The organism is Kosakonia sp. PSU_27, assembly GCF_039409795.1.
Classification (GTDB): Bacteria; Pseudomonadota; Gammaproteobacteria; order Enterobacterales; family Enterobacteriaceae; genus Kosakonia.
Genome location: NZ_JBCIVK010000004.1, coordinates 194,742 through 210,107 on the forward strand (window position 1 = coordinate 194,742; position 15,366 = coordinate 210,107).

Here is a 15,366-nt window from a genome sequence, read left to right on the forward strand (position 1 = left end):
CGGCCCGGTTTCTTAATCAATCACGTAAGGAAAAACCATGTCTCAACAAGTCGACTCAACCGCCATCAGTCAGATCCGCGATCTGGTTTTCAGTCAGTTGGTTGAAGAAAAGCTCGCTGGCGCTGACTGCCCGGCTGTCGCGCTGCCGAAAGATGTAAGCGTGGAAAGTCTGGAAGAGCTATATACCACCCGTTTTCGGTTCCGCGGAAAGATGGAAACCCAGAGTATCGAAGATTTCGTCCGCTACTCCAGCGACTATGCTGCTGACGGCACCCGCTGTTTTATCAATGCCGACAGCATGGCAGCGGTATCCGTATTCAACCTGGGCACGCTGGAAAATCCCGGTCATGCAGATAACAAAGCTGTTCTGGCACTAAAACGCACCTCATCGTATACCGCGCTGCTGAATATTAACGGCGATCGCAACAACCAGAAGCAACTGGCTGAGTGGCTGGAAGATTGGTCTGATTATGTCACCGGGTTCGATGCCGACGGACAGGTTATTGAAGCCAAGCGCGCGGCGGCGGCTGTTCGCAAAATTACAATCGACGCGATTCGCAGCGCGGAATTTGAAGATCAGGACTTCAGCGGTAAGCGCTCTGTAATGGAAAGTGTTGAAGCCAAGAGCAAAGACATTATGCCGGTGGCGTTCGAATTTAAGTGTGTCCCTTATGAAGGGCTTGGTGAATACCGCATCAAGCTTCGCATGAGTATTCTCGCCAGCGACAATCCGGTGCTGGTTCTGCGTATCACGCAACTGGAAAGCTACGAAGAAGAGATGGCCGCCGAATTCCGCGATCTGCTCGTAGAAAAATTCAAAGGCAGTAGCGTGGAAACATTTATCGGTACCTTCAGCGCTTAATTTCTCTGCTGCAAATGCCCCGCAGCGGGGCATTTCTGGAAGCGAAATCAATTTAATTATCGCCACCCGGCGAGGGATTCGTGCATCCAAAAATCGCGCGTTGCAGCGCGCAAAGGAGATACAACGCAATGAAAATCGTCTTTATAAATGGTGAATCTAAATGCGGTTGCAAAATGCAATTCAGCGACGGTTACGGTGAATACTCTGACGTCCATGAAATTACGCTATGTGAAATACATGGCGGTGCTCGTTCAGCAAAAGTAACTCCGGTGCAAGTAGAACGCGATCAATACGGCTACTGGACTCACCCGGTATACAACGATTTCTGCGATGGTCGCGAGCATATTCCAACCGCTGAATTTAATGCATGGATGGACGCTAACGGGCTGGAATGGACAGTAGATTACCGCGATGAGGAAGAAATTGATCCGCCTGTCGATGGTTACGACATTTCGAAATGGCAACCAGAAGCGCCTGCTGGGTATGGATGGTTTGTTGGTTCCATTCACGACACGGAAGATGGTGCCGTTTGCATCTGGCTTCGCAATAAATCCGAACCATCCCCAGAAACCGCAGCTATCGCCCGCCAGTTTGAGCAGATGAAAGGGGTGCAACCGTGAAAGAGCGCCCAATGTTTTTTAACGACGAGATGGTTCGCGCCATTCTCGATGGCAGGAAGACGCAGACACGCAGGATCATGAAGGTGCAGCCTGAATCAAACCGGTTCGGCCTTTTACGCATCTCTGATTCAACCAAACGTAACGATATCGGCAAATACCACTGGGCTGAATCGAATGCCACTGGCACTCACGCCCGCTCTAAGTTGTTCTCTTGCCCGTACGGTGATGTAGGCGATCGTATCTGGGTGCGCGAGACGTTCTCATGCATCGGTAATGAAGATGGTCATCCAGTGGATGCACATGGCAACTTGTGCAGCAGAGAAGACGCGCAGCGTATTTATCGCGCCAGCGCTATTCATAAACCCAAAAACTACGGCCTTTGGACTTCTCAGGATGGCTTCGATTTTGAAGGAGCCTGGACGCCATCAATACACATGCCGCGCTGGGCCAGCCGCATCACGCTGGAGATTACCGGAGTTGGAGTGCAGCGCCTCCAGTCAATCAGTCCGTACGATGCCGCGCATGAAGGGTTGGTTAAGCTACCTGCCACTGGCCGGTATTGCTTAAATCAGGGGGATCAATATTTCGGCGGTGCAAGCCATGATGCACGCGAAGTATTTTCCTGGCTGTGGGAGTCCATCTACGGCGAAGAAAGCTGGCAGGCAAATCCGTGGGTATGGGTGATCGAATTCAAGCGCATTGAAGGCGGTGCATGATGGCAGCAGAAATCATCGACCAGGCTAACGAGCTGGTAGAGCTCAACATGGCGCACGCCTTACAACGCATTCGCATTGACCGTAATGCTCCGTCAGCCGAGCATTGCGAAGAGTGCGGCGAGGCTATACCTGAAGCGCGGCGCGCCGCTATTGCCGGTTGCAAGACCTGCGTGGATTGCCAGCAGCTCATTGAATTGGGAGCCGACCATGCTCGCTAAATTACTCGCACTGCTGAAAGGTAACAGGGCTGAAAGCACGGAATTCGATTACACCACGCAAACATGGGGCCACGCCCTGCACTTTGTTCACGGCTTCAAGGAAAAGGGAAAGATGGAGATCACAGGCCATTACTTTGGCGCTGGTCTGATTTACGAACCGATGCCCAGGAAAGGTGACACCTTCATGATTTCATTTACCAACAACCGTATAGGTGTTCTCCGCGTTCACTCTATTAAGTTCTACCGCGATCCGAGTGACATGTTTAATGCCACTGTTTCATTCGAGGGATTGAAGCGCTAATGGCCAGCAAACTGAAACTGCGGCGACAACGGCGCTTGCGCGAAGACGTGATCTGGTGGCGCGCTGAGGCACAGGACTGGAAAGAGATTGCGCTGGAGCACGCCGACGAGATCGCCGCACTGCGCCAGCAGGTTTTTCACGTTCCAATGCCGGTGCTTGTCCCTGCCCCAGTCATGAAATTTGTGGCTCCGGCCACCAGCGAGCCTGTGATTTGTTTGAAATGTAACGACGGCGCCAGGCTTGGTTGCTCGTCATGTGCGTACAGATTGAAATAACCGGTTGCAGCCGGTGTGGAGAAGCTAATGTCACGAATGATCCCCCTACTCGACTGGGCGAAGGAAGAATTTGGAGATCTGGCTCCAAGTGAACGTGTGTTGAAAAAATATGCGAAAGGCAAAATGATGGTTCCACCAGCGATGAAGGTAGGCCGGTGCTGGATGGTGGACCGCAGCGCGCGCTTTGTGGGTGTTCTTGCTGAACCAAAACTTCCTGTTACCGCCAGTCCAAAACTAAAACGGATTATTGCAGATGGCTGCTAGACCGCGTTCTCATAAAATCTCTATTCCAAACCTGTATTGCAAACTGGATAAGCGTACCGGGAAGGTTTACTGGCAATATAAGCACCCCATATCTGGCCGGTTCCACAGCCTCGGAACTGATGAAGCAGAAGCGAAACAAGTCGCTACAGAGGCCAACACTATCATTGCCGAGCAGCGCACCAGGCAGATACTCAGCGTTAACGACCGTCTGGCACGGATGAAGGGCAAGAGGACTGACATTACTGTAACTGAATGGCTCGATAAATATATCGCTGTCCAGGAGGATCGGTTCCAGCATAAAGAGTTAAGGCTCAATTCGTTAAAACAAAAAAATAAACCTGTTCGTTTATTTCGTGAGCATTGCGGGATGCAGCATTTAAAAGATATCTCAGCACTGGATATTGCAGAGATTATCGATGCCGTAAAAGCTGAAGGCCATAACCGCATGGCTCAAGTGGTTCGCATGGTACTTATCGACGTGTTCAAGGAAGCACAGCATAGCGGTCACGTGCCGCCGGGATTTAACCCGGCACTTGCTACTAAACAGCCGAGAAACAGAATTCAGCGGCAACGCTTATCTCTTGAAGAGTGGAACACTATATTTCTGGCAGCGGAAAAGCAGGAGCCATATCTCCAGTGTGGGATGTTACTTGCTATTGTCACTGGACAACGGCTTGGCGATATCAGCAATATGAAATTCACTGATATTTGGGACGATATGTTACATGTGGAGCAGGAAAAAACAGGTTCACGGCTGGCTATCCCACTGGATTTAAAATGTGAAGCAATTGGGCTGTCTCTGAGGGAAGTAATATCTAAATGCCGCGATGCAGTTGTCAGTAAATATTTGGTGCATTTCAGACATACCACCTCACAGGCAAAAAGAGGGGATCGTGTTTCAGGGAATGCCTTAACAACCACGTTTAAAAAAGCGCGAGATAAATGCGGACTGGAATGGAATAAAGGAGAAGCACCTACATTTCATGAACAGCGTTCTCTTTCGGAAAGGTTATATAGAGAGCAAGGCCTCGATACGCAGAAATTACTGGGGCATAAATCAAGAAAAATGACCGATAAATATAATGACGATCGCGGTAAAGACTGGACAATTGTCAGTACGAAAACGGGTTAATTTCCGTCCAGTTTTGGGGAAGGGTTTTGGGGAAAGTTTTGGGGAAGAATTTCTCAGAGCCGAAAAAAACGGGAACCAACCGGTTCCCGTATTTGTTTAACCCGCGAGGCGGATTACATGTTCGCTATAATCGCGTCGCCAAACTCTGAACATTTCAGCAGCTTAGCGCCTTCCATCAGACGTTCGAAATCGTAGGTCACGGTTTTGGCGTTGATCGCGCCGCTCATGCCTTTAACGATCAGGTCAGCCGCTTCAACCCAGCCCATGTGACGCAGCATCATCTCTGCGGAAAGGATCACAGAGCCCGGGTTCACTTTGTCCTGACCTGCATACTTCGGCGCCGTGCCGTGAGTCGCTTCGAACAGCGCACACTCGTCACCAATGTTCGCACCAGGAGCGATACCGATACCGCCAACCTGCGCCGCCAGGGCGTCGGAGATGTAGTCACCGTTCAGGTTCATACAAGCGATAACGTCATATTCTGCCGGGCGCAGCAGGATCTGTTGCAGGAACGCATCGGCAATCACATCTTTAATGATGATCTCTTTACCGGTTTTCGGGTTCTTGATTTTCTGCCACGGACCGCCATCGATCAGTTCGCCGCCGAACTCTTCGCGAGCCAACTGGTAACCCCAGTCTTTGAACGCGCCTTCGGTGAACTTCATGATGTTGCCTTTGTGCACCAGCGTTACAGAATCACGGTCGTTAGTGATTGCGTATTCAATCGCGGCGCGCACCAGGCGCTTGGTGCCTTCTTCGGAGCACGGTTTGATGCCGATACCGCAATGTTCCGGGAAGCGAATTTTCTTCACGCCCATCTCTTCACGCAGGAATTTGATCACTTTCTCTGCCTCGGCTGAGTCGGCTTTCCACTCGATACCCGCGTAAATATCTTCTGAGTTTTCACGGAAGATGACCATGTCGGTCAGTTCCGGATGTTTTACCGGGCTCGGCGTGCCATCGTAGTAACGTACCGGGCGCAGGCAGATGTACAGATCCAGTTCCTGGCGCAGCGCAACGTTCAGGGAACGGATGCCGCCGCCAACTGGCGTGGTCAGGGGGCCTTTAATCGCAACGCGATACTCACGAATCAGATCAAGTGTTTCAGGCGGCAGCCAGACGTCCTGGCCGTAAACATGGGTAGATTTCTCACCGGTATAAATTTCCATCCAGGAAATTTTACGCTCGCCCTTATAGGCTTTCTCCACAGCGGCATCCACCACTTTCAGCATCGCCGGGGTCACGTCCACGCCGATACCGTCACCTTCAATGAACGGGATAATCGGGTTATTCGGAACGTTGAGCTTGCCATTTTGCAGGGTGATCTTTTTACCTTCCGCCGGAACAACTACTTTGCTTTCCATTCACCTCTCCTTCGAGCGCTTCTGGTTGTTTGCTCGCTGACTTCATGCCGGGGCGCTCAGACTGCGTCCGCTCACCTGTTACGTGATTCACACAGAGCAAACCGTTTTTGTTAATGAATTGTAATGAGCCCGAACATACTAACCGATACTCAGGCTCCATGAAAGGCAATCGTGATTCAGCTATAATGCGGCAATTGATAACTACTGAAAATACCATGAACAAAACTTCTTTTAGAAATCACCGCCTTAAGCGATTCAGCTCACGACAAGCCACCAGGTCTGAACCACAAAACCAACCAAAACGCGTGATTCTGTTCAATAAACCCTACGATGTTTTGCCGCAATTCACCGATGAAGCCGGACGCAGCACGCTGAAAGATTTTATTCCGGTACAGGGCGTTTACGCCGCAGGCCGCCTGGATCGCGACAGTGAAGGGCTGCTGGTGTTGACAAATGATGGCGCGCTACAGGCAAGCCTGACGCAACCAGGCAAACGTACCGGCAAAATCTATTACGTGCAGGTGGAAGGCGAACCGACACCGGCTGCAATTGAAGCGCTGCGTACAGGGGTAACGCTGAACGATGGCCCGACACTGCCTGCTGGCGTTGAGCGCGTAGAGGAGCCGGGCTGGCTGTGGCCGCGTAATCCCCCCATTCGCGAGCGCAAATCGATTCCTACCGCCTGGCTGAAAATCACCCTGTATGAGGGTCGTAACCGCCAGGTGCGGCGCATGACGGCGCATGTTGGCTTCCCTACCCTGCGTCTCATCCGCTACGCTATGGGAAACTACACGCTGGATAACCTCGCCACTGGCGAATGGCGTGATGCTTAATCAGGGAGGCTATGATGTTTAAACCCCATGTAACTGTCGCTTGCGTGGTACACGCGCAGGGTAAATTTCTGGTCGTCGAAGAAACCATTCGCGGCAAGGTGCTGTGGAATCAGCCCGCAGGCCACCTCGAAGCCGATGAAACCCTGCTGCAAGCGGCAAAGCGTGAGCTGTGGGAAGAGACGGGTATTCACGCCGAACCGCAACACTTTATCCGGATGCACCAGTGGCTGGCGCCGGATCGCACGCCGTTCCTGCGTTTTTTATTTGCCGTCGAGCTTAACGAAATGTGCGCCACTGAACCCCATGACAGCGATATCGATTGCTGCCACTGGGTCACCGCAGACGAGATCCTGAACGCGCGAAACCTGCGTTCGCCGCTGGTTGCGGAGAGCATTCGCTGCTACCAGACCGGCCAGCGTCTGCCGCTGGAAACCATCGCAGAATTTAACTGGCCGTTTACAGGGGATGCCTGAGCCGCCAGCCCGTGCTAGAATACGCCGCCCTGAAGTTCTTAGTCGCGAGTATTCTATGTCTGATAGCCCAAAAAAAGTGATCGTCGGCATGTCCGGCGGTGTCGACTCTTCCGTTTCCGCTTACCTGTTGCAACAACAAGGTTACAAGGTGGAAGGCCTGTTCATGAAGAACTGGGAAGAGGATGACGGCGAGGAATACTGCACTGCGGCGGCGGATCTTGCCGACGCGCAGGCCGTTTGCGACAAGCTCGGCATTAAGCTTCACACCGTCAATTTCGCCGCAGAATACTGGGACAACGTGTTCGAGCATTTCCTGGCTGAATATAAAGCTGGACGTACGCCGAACCCGGATATTCTGTGCAACAAAGAGATCAAATTTAAAGCCTTCCTTGAGTTCGCCGCCGAAGATTTGGGTGCCGACTATATTGCCACCGGCCACTACGTGCGCCGCGCCGACGTTGACGGCAAAAGCCGCCTGCTGCGCGGTCTTGATGGCAATAAGGATCAGAGCTACTTCCTGTATACGCTCGGTCACGAGCAAATCGCGCAGAGCCTGTTCCCGGTTGGAGAACTTGAAAAACCGCAGGTGCGTAAAATCGCCGAAGAGCTGGGGTTGATTACAGCGAAGAAAAAAGACTCGACCGGTATCTGCTTTATTGGCGAGCGTAAATTCCGCGAATTCCTTGGCCGCTATCTGCCCGCCCAGCCGGGTAAAATCCTTACCGTCGACGGGGAAGAGATCGGCGAGCACCAGGGTTTGATGTATCACACGCTCGGCCAGCGTAAAGGGCTGGGCATCGGCGGCACTAAAGAAGGCAGCGAAGAGCCGTGGTATGTGGTCGATAAAGATGTTGAAAACAACATTCTGATTGTCGCCCAGGGTCACGAACACCCGCGCCTGATGTCTGTCGGGCTGATCGCTCAACAGCTGCACTGGGTCGATCGCGAGCCGCTGAAAGGTACGCTGCGCTGCACGGTAAAAACGCGTTATCGCCAGGAAGATATTCCCTGCACGGTTACCGCGCTGGATGATGATCGCATTGATGTCCGCTTCGATGCACCGGTTGCCGCCGTTACACCGGGGCAATCTGCGGTGTTCTACCTGGGCGAAGTGTGCCTCGGCGGCGGTATTATTGAGCAGCGCCTGCCGCTGCCCCTTTAAAAGACCTTTTGCACAACCGGACTGGCCAACGCCCGCAGCAGTGATGTCTGGCGGGCAGATAAAGGAGTGAGTGTGGCGAAGAACTATTACGATATTACCCTGGCGCTGGCGGGAATTTGCCAGTCGGCTCGTCTGGTGCAGCAACTGGCGCACCAGGGACACTGCGACGCAGATGCGCTGCATGTCTCGTTAAATAGCGTAATCGACCTGAACCCGGACTCCACCTTAGGCGTCTTTGGCGGCAGCGAAACCAACCTGCGTACCGGGCTGGAAACGCTGCTCGGCGTGCTGAACGCCAGCAACCGCCAGGGGCTGAACGGTGAGCTGACCCGTTACACGCTCAGTATGATGGTGCTGGAGCGCAAGCTCGCCGCCAGCAAAGGCGCGATGGAGACGCTCGGTAACCGCATCGCCGGTTTGCAGCGCCAGTTAGAGCATTTTGACCTGCAGTCAGAAACGCTGCTGAGCGCAATGGCCGCCATCTATGTAGACGTTATCAGCCCGCTGGGACCGCGTATTCAGGTCACCGGCTCGCCTGCCGTGCTGCAAAGCCCGCAGGTGCAGGCGAAAGTCCGCGCCACCTTGCTGGCCGGTATCCGCGCTGCGGTGCTGTGGCACCAGGTTGGCGGCGGTCGTCTACAGTTAATGTTTTCCCGAAATCGCCTGTCGACGCAGGCCAAACAAATTCTCGCTCATTGTTAACCTCCCGGAGTTGTGACTTATGGAATTATCCTCCCTGACCGCCGTTTCCCCTGTCGATGGACGTTACGGCGATAAAGTCAGCGCACTGCGTGGCATCTTCAGCGAATTCGGTTTGCTGAAATTTCGCGTTCAGGTTGAAGTACGCTGGCTGCAAAAACTGGCGACCCACGCGGCGATCAAGGAAGTTCCTGCTTTTGCTGCCGACGCAAACGGTTACCTCGATAAAATCGTTGAAGACTTCAACGAAGAAGACGCCGCGCGCATCAAAACCATCGAACGCACCACCAACCATGACGTGAAAGCGGTGGAGTATTTCCTGAAAGAGAAAGTGGCAGGGATCCCGGCGCTGCACGCCGTTTCTGAATTTATCCACTTCGCTTGTACCTCAGAAGACATCAACAACCTGTCTCACGCGCTGATGCTGAAAACCGCGCGCGACGAAGTGATCCTGCCGTACTGGCGCAAGATCATCGAGGCGGTAAAAGATCTGGCCGTTCAGTACCGCGATATCCCGCTGCTTTCCCGTACTCACGGCCAGCCGGCAACGCCGTCGACGCTGGGTAAAGAGATGGCGAACGTGGCTTACCGCATGGAGCGCCAGTTCCGCCAGCTTAACCAGGTGGAAATTCTGGGCAAAATCAACGGTGCGGTCGGCAACTATAACGCCCATATCGCCGCTTACCCGGAAGTGGACTGGCATCAGTTCAGCGAAGAGTTTGTCACCTCGCTGGGTATTCAGTGGAACCCGTACACCACGCAGATTGAGCCGCATGACTATATTGCCGAGCTGTTTGACTGCATGGCGCGTTTCAACACGATCCTCATCGATTTCGACCGTGATATCTGGGGTTACATTGCGCTGAACCACTTCAAGCAGAAAACCATCGCCGGTGAAATTGGCTCTTCAACCATGCCGCACAAAGTTAACCCGATTGACTTTGAAAACTCAGAAGGCAACCTTGGGCTGTCCAACGCCGTGTTGCAGCATCTGGCCAGCAAATTGCCGGTTTCCCGCTGGCAGCGCGATCTGACCGATTCCACGGTGCTGCGTAACCTGGGTGTTGGTGTGGGTTATGCATTGATTGCCTACCAGTCAACGCTGAAAGGCGTGAGCAAACTGGAAGTGAACCGCGACCGCCTGCTTGATGAGCTGGATCATAACTGGGAAGTACTGGCCGAGCCGATCCAGACCGTCATGCGCCGCTACGGGATCGAAAAACCGTACGAAAAACTGAAAGAGCTGACGCGCGGTAAACGCGTTGATGCGGAAGGCATGAAGCAGTTTATCGATAGCCTGGCGCTGCCGGAAAACGAAAAAGAGCGCCTGAAAGCGATGACCCCGGCCAATTATATTGGTCGTGCCATCACTATGGTTGATGAATTGAAATAACCCCCCCGCCGTTGCTGTTAGCCCTCTTTCCGCCGCGAAAGAGGGTTTCTTTCTCCCCCGGTTTAAGAAATGTTTATCCCCTGCGCACCACAATCAGCGTTAAACTATTTATATCAAAAATATATGGAGAGTTCTGACGATGCGCGTACTCGTTGTGGAAGATAATGCTCTGTTGCGTCACCATTTAAAGGTTCAGTTGCAGGAGTTAGGACATCAGGTCGACGCCGCAGAAGATGCAAAGGAAGCGGATTACTTTCTTAACGAACATCTGCCGGACATCGCCATTGTCGATCTCGGTCTGCCGGATGAAGACGGTCTGTCGCTGATCCGCCGCTGGCGCAGCCATGACGTCACGCTGCCGGTGCTGGTGCTTACCGCACGCGAAGGCTGGCAGGACAAAGTGGAAGTGCTGAGCGCCGGTGCAGATGACTATGTCACCAAACCGTTCCACATTGAAGAAGTGGTCGCGCGTATCCAGGCGCTGATGCGCCGCAACAGCGGCCTCGCGTCTCAGTTGATCTCCATGCCGCCGTTCCAGGTCGATCTCTCCCGTCGCGAACTCTCTATTAATGACGACGTGGTAAAACTCACCGCTTTTGAATACACCATTATGGAAACGCTTATCCGCAACAGCGGCAAAGTGGTCAGCAAAGATTCGCTGATGCTGCAGCTTTACCCCGACGCTGAACTGCGCGAAAGCCACACTATCGACGTTTTGATGGGGCGGTTACGTAAGAAAATCCAGACGCTCTATCCTGACGACGTTATCACTACCGTGCGCGGCCAGGGCTACCTGTTCGAACTGCCGAAATGAGACGCCTGCTGCGGCATTTTCTGCCGCTCTCTCTGCGGGTTCGTTTTTTACTCGCCACAGCCGCCGTTGTGATGGTGCTTTCTCTGGCCTACGGTATGGTGGCGCTGGTGGGTTATAGCGTCAGCTTTGACAAAACGACCTTCCGCCTGCTGCGTGGCGAGAGCAACCTGTTTTATACCCTGGCGCACTGGGATAACAATAAACTCAGTGTGGATCTGCCTGACACCCTCAATTTGCAAAGCCCGACCGTGGCGCTGATTTACGATCAGCAAGGGAATCTTATCTGGTCGCAGAAAGATGTACCGTGGCTGCAAAATCTGATCGAGCCGGACTGGCTTACCGCTAACGGCTTTCATGAGATAGAAGCCGATGTCGATAACAGTAGTACGCTGGTTGATGACGATCACTCGATTGCCCAGAAGCTGAAAGAGATCCGCGAAGATGACAGCAGCTCAGAGATGACGCACTCGGTGGCGGTGAATATCTACCCGGCAACGGCGCACATGCCGCAGTTAACCATTGTGGTGGTCGATACCATCCCCATTGAGCTTAAACGCTCTTATATGGTGTGGAGCTGGTTCGTTTACGTGCTCGCCGCCAACCTGCTGTTAGTGGTGCCGCTGTTATGGCTGGCGGCGTGGTGGAGCTTGCGGCCGATTGAAGATCTGGCGCGCGAAGTGCGCGAGCTGGAAGAGCACCATCGCGAACAGCTCAACCCGGAAACCACCCGCGAGCTCACCAGCCTGGTGAGCAACCTCAATCGGTTGTTAAAAAGTGAACGCGAGCGGTACGACAAATACCGCACTACCTTGACCGATCTGACGCACAGCCTGAAAACGCCGTTAGCGGTGCTGCAAAGTACCCTGCGATCGCTGCGCGGCGAGAAAATGACCGTCAGTGACGCTGAGCCGGTGATGCTGGAGCAAATCAGCCGGATATCCCAGCAAATTGGCTACTACCTGCACCGGGCAACCATGCGCGGTTCCAGCGGTTTGCTCAGCCGTGAACTGCACCCGGTCGCGCCCCTGCTCGACAGCCTGACCTCGGCGCTGAATAAAGTGTATCAGCGCAAAGGCGTCAATATTACGCTCGATATTTCACCGGAAATCAGTTTTGTCGGCGAGAAAAACGATTTTATGGAAGTGATGGGCAACGTGCTGGATAACGCCTGCAAATACTGTCTGGAGTTTGTCGAAGTTTCTGCCCGGCAGACCGACGATACGCTGCATATTCTGGTGGAAGATGACGGGCCGGGAATTCCTGCGGCGAAACGCGAGATGGTGTTTGATCGCGGGCAGCGTGCCGACACGTTACGCCCCGGCCAGGGCGTCGGGCTTGCGGTGGCGCGAGAAATTGTTGATCAGTACGAAGGGCAGATCCTGACCGGTGAAAGCCTGCTCGGTGGCGCAAAAATGGAGGTGATTTTTGGCCGTCAGCAGACGATAACAGCCAACGATTAATCTTCCACCGTAACAACGCGGGCAAAAAGAACAAAAAGGAGCCATTACGGCTCCTTTTTACTTTTATGTCACATTGTTACGCAGACAAAATGACATATCAGCATTACTATGATCCTTTATTCAGCCACTGATTATTTGCCGGAAACGCATATGGAATATCACGTAGAGATAAACTGGCCAGACTTTATTCAACGCTACTGGCAAAAACGCCCGGTGGTGCTGAAGCGTGGCATTAAGAATTTCGTCGACCCGATAAGCCCCGATGAGCTGGCAGGGCTGGCAATGGAAAATGAAGTGGACAGCCGGCTGGTTAGCCACCTTGATGGCAAATGGCAGGTCGGGCACGGCCCTTTTGAAAGTTACGATCACCTGGGTGAGAGCAACTGGTCGCTGCTGGTGCAGGCGGTGAACCACTGGCATCAGCCGGCCGCCGCGTTGATGCGCCCGTTCCGGGTACTGCCCGACTGGCGCACAGACGATCTGATGATCTCATTCTCCGTGCCCGGCGGCGGTGTTGGCCCGCATCTCGATCAGTATGATGTGTTTATCATTCAGGGAACCGGCCGTCGTCGCTGGCGTGTCGGCGAGAAAACGCCGCTCAAGCAGCACTGCCCGCATCCGGATCTGCTTCAGGTCGATCCGTTCGAAGCGATTATTGATGAAGAGATGGAGCCGGGCGATATTCTCTATATTCCGCCAGGATTTCCGCACGAAGGCTATTCGCTGGAAAACTCACTGAACTACTCGGTAGGTTTCCGTGCACCAAGCGGTCGCGAGCTGATTAGCGGCTTCGCCGATTATGTTCTGCAACGCGAGCTGGGCAGCCAGCGTTACAGCGATCCCGACGAGCAGCTGCGCGACCATCCGGCAGATATTTTGCCGCACGAACTGGATAAACTGCGCGAAATGATGCTTGAGCTGATTAATCAACCGGAGCAGTTCAGGGAGTGGATGGGCGAATTTATCTCCCAGTCACGCCACGAACTGGATGTTGCGCCGCCAGAGCCGCCTTATCAACCGGATGAGATCTATGATGCGCTGCAACAAGGCGACAAACTGGTGCGCCTTGGCGGCCTGCGCGTGTTGCGAATCGGGGAAGATGTGTTCGCCAACGGCGAGCGGATCAACTCTCCACATCGCCCGGCGCTGGAGGCACTCGCCAGCCATATCGTGCTGACGGGAGATCTGCTCGGCGATGCGCTGGAAGATCCCTCGTTCCTCGCCATGCTTGCGGCGCTGGTTAACAGCGGTTACTGGTTCTTTGAAGATTAATGCCTGAGGTTGCCCGGCGGTGCTTGCCACCGGGCAATAGAAGAAGGTTTACTCAGCTTTGGCGGTCAGTTCGGCGATGCGTACAATCACCTGCACCGCTTTCTCCATCCCTTCCAGCGTCACAAATTCATGTTTACCGTGGTAGTTATAACCGCCGGTAAACAGGTTCGGACACGGTAATCCCATAAACGAGAGCTGCGCCCCGTCAGTGCCGCCGCGGATCGGTTTCAGATCGGGTTCAATATCGCAGTCGCGCATGGCCTGTTGCGCCACGTCCAGAATGTGCGGAAACTCGACCACTTTCTCGTGCATATTGTAGTAGCTGTCTTCAATCACCAGTTCGATATAGCAGTCCGGGTGCAGACCCTTGCCGACTTTTTTGGCGATCTCCATCATCTTACGTTTACGCGCTTCGAAGTTTTTGCGGTCAAAATCGCGGATGATGTAGTGCATGTCGGCGCGATCGACCGAGCCTTTAATGCTGGTGAGATGATAAAACCCTTCGTAGCCCTCGGTCTGTTCCGGACTCTCCTCTTCCGGCACCAGCGCGTGAATTTTGCTGGCGAGCGTCAAGGCGTTAACCATCACCCCTTTCGCCGTGCCGGGATGCACGTTGTTGCCAACAATTTTTATGTTCACCGACGCCGCGTTGAAGTTCTCAAACTCCAGCTCGCCCACGCCGCCGCCATCAACGGTATAGGCCCATTTCGCGCCGAATTTCTCCACGTCGAAATGCTTCGCCCCTTTGCCCACTTCTTCATCCGGCGTGAACGCGACGCAAATATCGCCATGCGGAATATTTTTCTTTTTCAGTACCGCCAGCGCGGTCATGATTTCGGCGACGCCGGCTTTATCATCCGCGCCAAGCAACGTTTTGCCGTCGGTGGTGATCAGCGTCTGGCCCAACATCTGGTGCAGCACCGGGAACATCACTGGCGAGAGGATCTCATCGCCAATGCCCAGCGCAATATCGCCGCCGCGATAGTTTTCAACAATTTGCGGGTTAACATTTTTGCCGCTGTAATCCGGCGAGGTGTCGACATGAGAAATAAAACCAATGGCCGGAACCGGCGTTTGCACATTCGACGGCAGTTTCGCCATCACCGTGCCTTTGTCGCTTAATGTCACATTTTCCAGCCCCATCTCTTCCAGCTGGTTCTGAAGTAAACGCAGGAGCTTCCATTGGCCGTCTGTGCTTGGCACCTGGCGGACGCCGGGCTTAGATTGAGTATCCAGAGAAACGTACTGCAAAAAACGCTCTAATAATTTGTCCATGAAGCCCCCCTACAAAATGTCACAACATTATCAGTAAGCGCGAAAAGACAAATATTGCGTCAGGTCACTTTTACCCCGTAAACGGCAATATTTTCAAAATTGCGCGCGGCGTAGTCAGTATTGTTGAGAACATGCGGTGTTGCGCGGTCAAAGGAGAACAACAATTGGCGATTTCATGGGTTTGCCGTAGAATGCCAGCCCTAAAATCGTGCACAACCCTGAAGGTGGTTCAT

General features: G+C 53.5%; 18 protein-coding genes. 16 read left to right on the forward strand and 2 right to left on the reverse strand.

Annotated features, from left to right (window positions below; all coding sequences use genetic code 11):
- Positions 1-37 precede the first annotated feature (37 nt).
- From AAIG26_RS10995 to AAIG26_RS11030, 8 genes are all read left to right on the forward strand, one after another.
- Positions 38-862, forward strand: a complete 825-nt coding sequence (locus AAIG26_RS10995; protein ID WP_343179788.1) for a DUF2303 family protein — start codon at positions 38-40, stop codon at positions 860-862.
- A gap of 233 nt (positions 863-1,095) precedes the next feature.
- Positions 1,096-1,482, forward strand: coding sequence for a hypothetical protein (locus AAIG26_RS11000; protein ID WP_343180322.1), 387 nt, complete (start codon positions 1,096-1,098; stop codon positions 1,480-1,482).
- 11 nt (positions 1,483-1,493) lie between these two features.
- Positions 1,494-2,198 (forward strand): hypothetical protein, encoded by a 705-nt coding sequence (locus AAIG26_RS11005; protein WP_343179789.1) that lies wholly within the window; start codon positions 1,494-1,496, stop codon positions 2,196-2,198.
- Positions 2,198-2,416, forward strand: coding sequence for a TraR/DksA family transcriptional regulator (locus AAIG26_RS11010; protein WP_343180323.1), 219 nt, complete (start codon positions 2,198-2,200; stop codon positions 2,414-2,416). The genes AAIG26_RS11005 and AAIG26_RS11010 overlap by 1 nt, the downstream gene beginning before the upstream one ends.
- Positions 2,406-2,717 (forward strand): hypothetical protein, encoded by a 312-nt coding sequence (locus tag AAIG26_RS11015; protein ID WP_343179790.1) that lies wholly within the window; start codon positions 2,406-2,408, stop codon positions 2,715-2,717. The genes AAIG26_RS11010 and AAIG26_RS11015 overlap by 11 nt, the downstream gene beginning before the upstream one ends.
- A complete protein-coding gene (locus tag AAIG26_RS11020) occupies positions 2,717-2,992 on the forward strand; it encodes a hypothetical protein (protein WP_343179791.1) in 276 nt (91 codons plus the stop codon). Before AAIG26_RS11015 ends, AAIG26_RS11020 begins: the two co-directional genes overlap by 1 nt.
- A 27-nt stretch (positions 2,993-3,019) precedes the next feature.
- Positions 3,020-3,256 (forward strand): excisionase, encoded by a 237-nt coding sequence (locus AAIG26_RS11025; RefSeq protein ID WP_343179793.1) that lies wholly within the window; start codon positions 3,020-3,022, stop codon positions 3,254-3,256.
- Entirely contained in the window at positions 3,246-4,388 is a 1,143-nt protein-coding gene (locus tag AAIG26_RS11030; protein ID WP_343179794.1) for a phage integrase Arm DNA-binding domain-containing protein, read from the forward strand. Before AAIG26_RS11025 ends, AAIG26_RS11030 begins: the two co-directional genes overlap by 11 nt.
- Before the next feature lie 113 nt (positions 4,389-4,501).
- Here the strand turns inward: AAIG26_RS11030 and icd are convergent, their stop codons facing one another.
- Positions 4,502-5,752: an NADP-dependent isocitrate dehydrogenase gene (gene icd, locus AAIG26_RS11035; protein ID WP_020457492.1), complete on the reverse strand. Its 1,251-nt coding sequence runs from the start codon at positions 5,750-5,752 to the stop codon at positions 4,502-4,504.
- Between the two features lie 185 nt (positions 5,753-5,937).
- Here icd and rluE point away from each other — a divergent pair, with 185 nt between their 5' ends.
- The 8 genes from rluE to AAIG26_RS11075 all read left to right on the forward strand — a co-directional run bounded on the left by rluE (position 5,938) and on the right by AAIG26_RS11075 (position 13,858).
- Complete coding sequence (gene rluE, locus AAIG26_RS11040; protein ID WP_044489834.1) at positions 5,938-6,585, forward strand: 23S rRNA pseudouridine(2457) synthase RluE; 648 nt, start codon at positions 5,938-5,940, stop codon at positions 6,583-6,585.
- Between the two features lie 14 nt (positions 6,586-6,599).
- On the forward strand, positions 6,600-7,058 hold the full coding sequence (locus AAIG26_RS11045) for an NUDIX hydrolase (protein ID WP_343180324.1): 459 nt from the start codon (positions 6,600-6,602) through the stop codon (positions 7,056-7,058).
- A gap of 55 nt (positions 7,059-7,113) precedes the next feature.
- Entirely contained in the window at positions 7,114-8,220 is a 1,107-nt protein-coding gene (gene mnmA / locus AAIG26_RS11050) for a tRNA 2-thiouridine(34) synthase MnmA (RefSeq protein WP_343179795.1), read from the forward strand.
- Positions 8,221-8,292: 72 nt separating this feature from the next.
- A complete protein-coding gene (gene hflD, locus AAIG26_RS11055; RefSeq protein ID WP_020457488.1) occupies positions 8,293-8,922 on the forward strand; it encodes a high frequency lysogenization protein HflD in 630 nt (209 codons plus the stop codon).
- Positions 8,923-8,941: 19 nt separating this feature from the next.
- Complete coding sequence (purB, locus tag AAIG26_RS11060; protein ID WP_020457487.1) at positions 8,942-10,312, forward strand: adenylosuccinate lyase; 1,371 nt, start codon at positions 8,942-8,944, stop codon at positions 10,310-10,312.
- 139 nt (positions 10,313-10,451) lie between these two features.
- Entirely contained in the window at positions 10,452-11,126 is a 675-nt protein-coding gene (phoP, locus tag AAIG26_RS11065) for a two-component system response regulator PhoP (RefSeq protein ID WP_017456462.1), read from the forward strand.
- On the forward strand, positions 11,123-12,586 hold the full coding sequence (gene phoQ, locus AAIG26_RS11070; protein WP_020457486.1) for a two-component system sensor histidine kinase PhoQ: 1,464 nt from the start codon (positions 11,123-11,125) through the stop codon (positions 12,584-12,586). The genes phoP and phoQ overlap by 4 nt, the downstream gene beginning before the upstream one ends.
- Before the next feature lie 150 nt (positions 12,587-12,736).
- On the forward strand, positions 12,737-13,858 hold the full coding sequence (locus tag AAIG26_RS11075; protein WP_343179796.1) for a cupin domain-containing protein: 1,122 nt from the start codon (positions 12,737-12,739) through the stop codon (positions 13,856-13,858).
- 48 nt (positions 13,859-13,906) lie between these two features.
- Here the strand turns inward: AAIG26_RS11075 and pepT are convergent, their stop codons facing one another.
- Positions 13,907-15,133, reverse strand: a complete 1,227-nt coding sequence (gene pepT / locus AAIG26_RS11080) for a peptidase T (RefSeq protein ID WP_020457484.1) — start codon at positions 15,131-15,133, stop codon at positions 13,907-13,909.
- Positions 15,134-15,366: the final 233 nt, after the last annotated feature.

What these genes read in the sequence shown, in the direction of transcription:
- AAIG26_RS10995 (WP_343179788.1), top strand. Translation starts at nt 38, where the DNA reads ATGTCTCAACAAGTCGACTCAACCGCCATCAGTCAGATCCGCGATCTG.
- AAIG26_RS11005 (WP_343179789.1), top strand. Translation starts at nt 1,494, where the DNA reads ATGTTTTTTAACGACGAGATGGTTCGCGCCATTCTCGATGGCAGGAAG.
- AAIG26_RS11010 (WP_343180323.1), top strand. Translation starts at nt 2,198, where the DNA reads ATGGCAGCAGAAATCATCGACCAGGCTAACGAGCTGGTAGAGCTCAAC.
- AAIG26_RS11015 (WP_343179790.1), top strand. Translation starts at nt 2,406, where the DNA reads ATGCTCGCTAAATTACTCGCACTGCTGAAAGGTAACAGGGCTGAAAGC.
- AAIG26_RS11020 (WP_343179791.1), top strand. Translation starts at nt 2,717, where the DNA reads ATGGCCAGCAAACTGAAACTGCGGCGACAACGGCGCTTGCGCGAAGAC.
- AAIG26_RS11025 (WP_343179793.1), top strand. Translation starts at nt 3,020, where the DNA reads ATGTCACGAATGATCCCCCTACTCGACTGGGCGAAGGAAGAATTTGGA.
- AAIG26_RS11030 (WP_343179794.1), top strand. Translation starts at nt 3,246, where the DNA reads ATGGCTGCTAGACCGCGTTCTCATAAAATCTCTATTCCAAACCTGTAT.
- icd (WP_020457492.1), bottom strand. Translation starts at nt 5,752, where the DNA reads ATGGAAAGCAAAGTAGTTGTTCCGGCGGAAGGTAAAAAGATCACCCTG.
- rluE (WP_044489834.1), top strand. Translation starts at nt 5,938, where the DNA reads ATGCGGCAATTGATAACTACTGAAAATACCATGAACAAAACTTCTTTT.
- AAIG26_RS11045 (WP_343180324.1), top strand. Translation starts at nt 6,600, where the DNA reads ATGTTTAAACCCCATGTAACTGTCGCTTGCGTGGTACACGCGCAGGGT.
- mnmA (WP_343179795.1), top strand. Translation starts at nt 7,114, where the DNA reads ATGTCTGATAGCCCAAAAAAAGTGATCGTCGGCATGTCCGGCGGTGTC.
- purB (WP_020457487.1), top strand. Translation starts at nt 8,942, where the DNA reads ATGGAATTATCCTCCCTGACCGCCGTTTCCCCTGTCGATGGACGTTAC.
- phoP (WP_017456462.1), top strand. Translation starts at nt 10,452, where the DNA reads ATGCGCGTACTCGTTGTGGAAGATAATGCTCTGTTGCGTCACCATTTA.
- phoQ (WP_020457486.1), top strand. Translation starts at nt 11,123, where the DNA reads ATGAGACGCCTGCTGCGGCATTTTCTGCCGCTCTCTCTGCGGGTTCGT.
- AAIG26_RS11075 (WP_343179796.1), top strand. Translation starts at nt 12,737, where the DNA reads ATGGAATATCACGTAGAGATAAACTGGCCAGACTTTATTCAACGCTAC.
- pepT (WP_020457484.1), bottom strand. Translation starts at nt 15,133, where the DNA reads ATGGACAAATTATTAGAGCGTTTTTTGCAGTACGTTTCTCTGGATACT.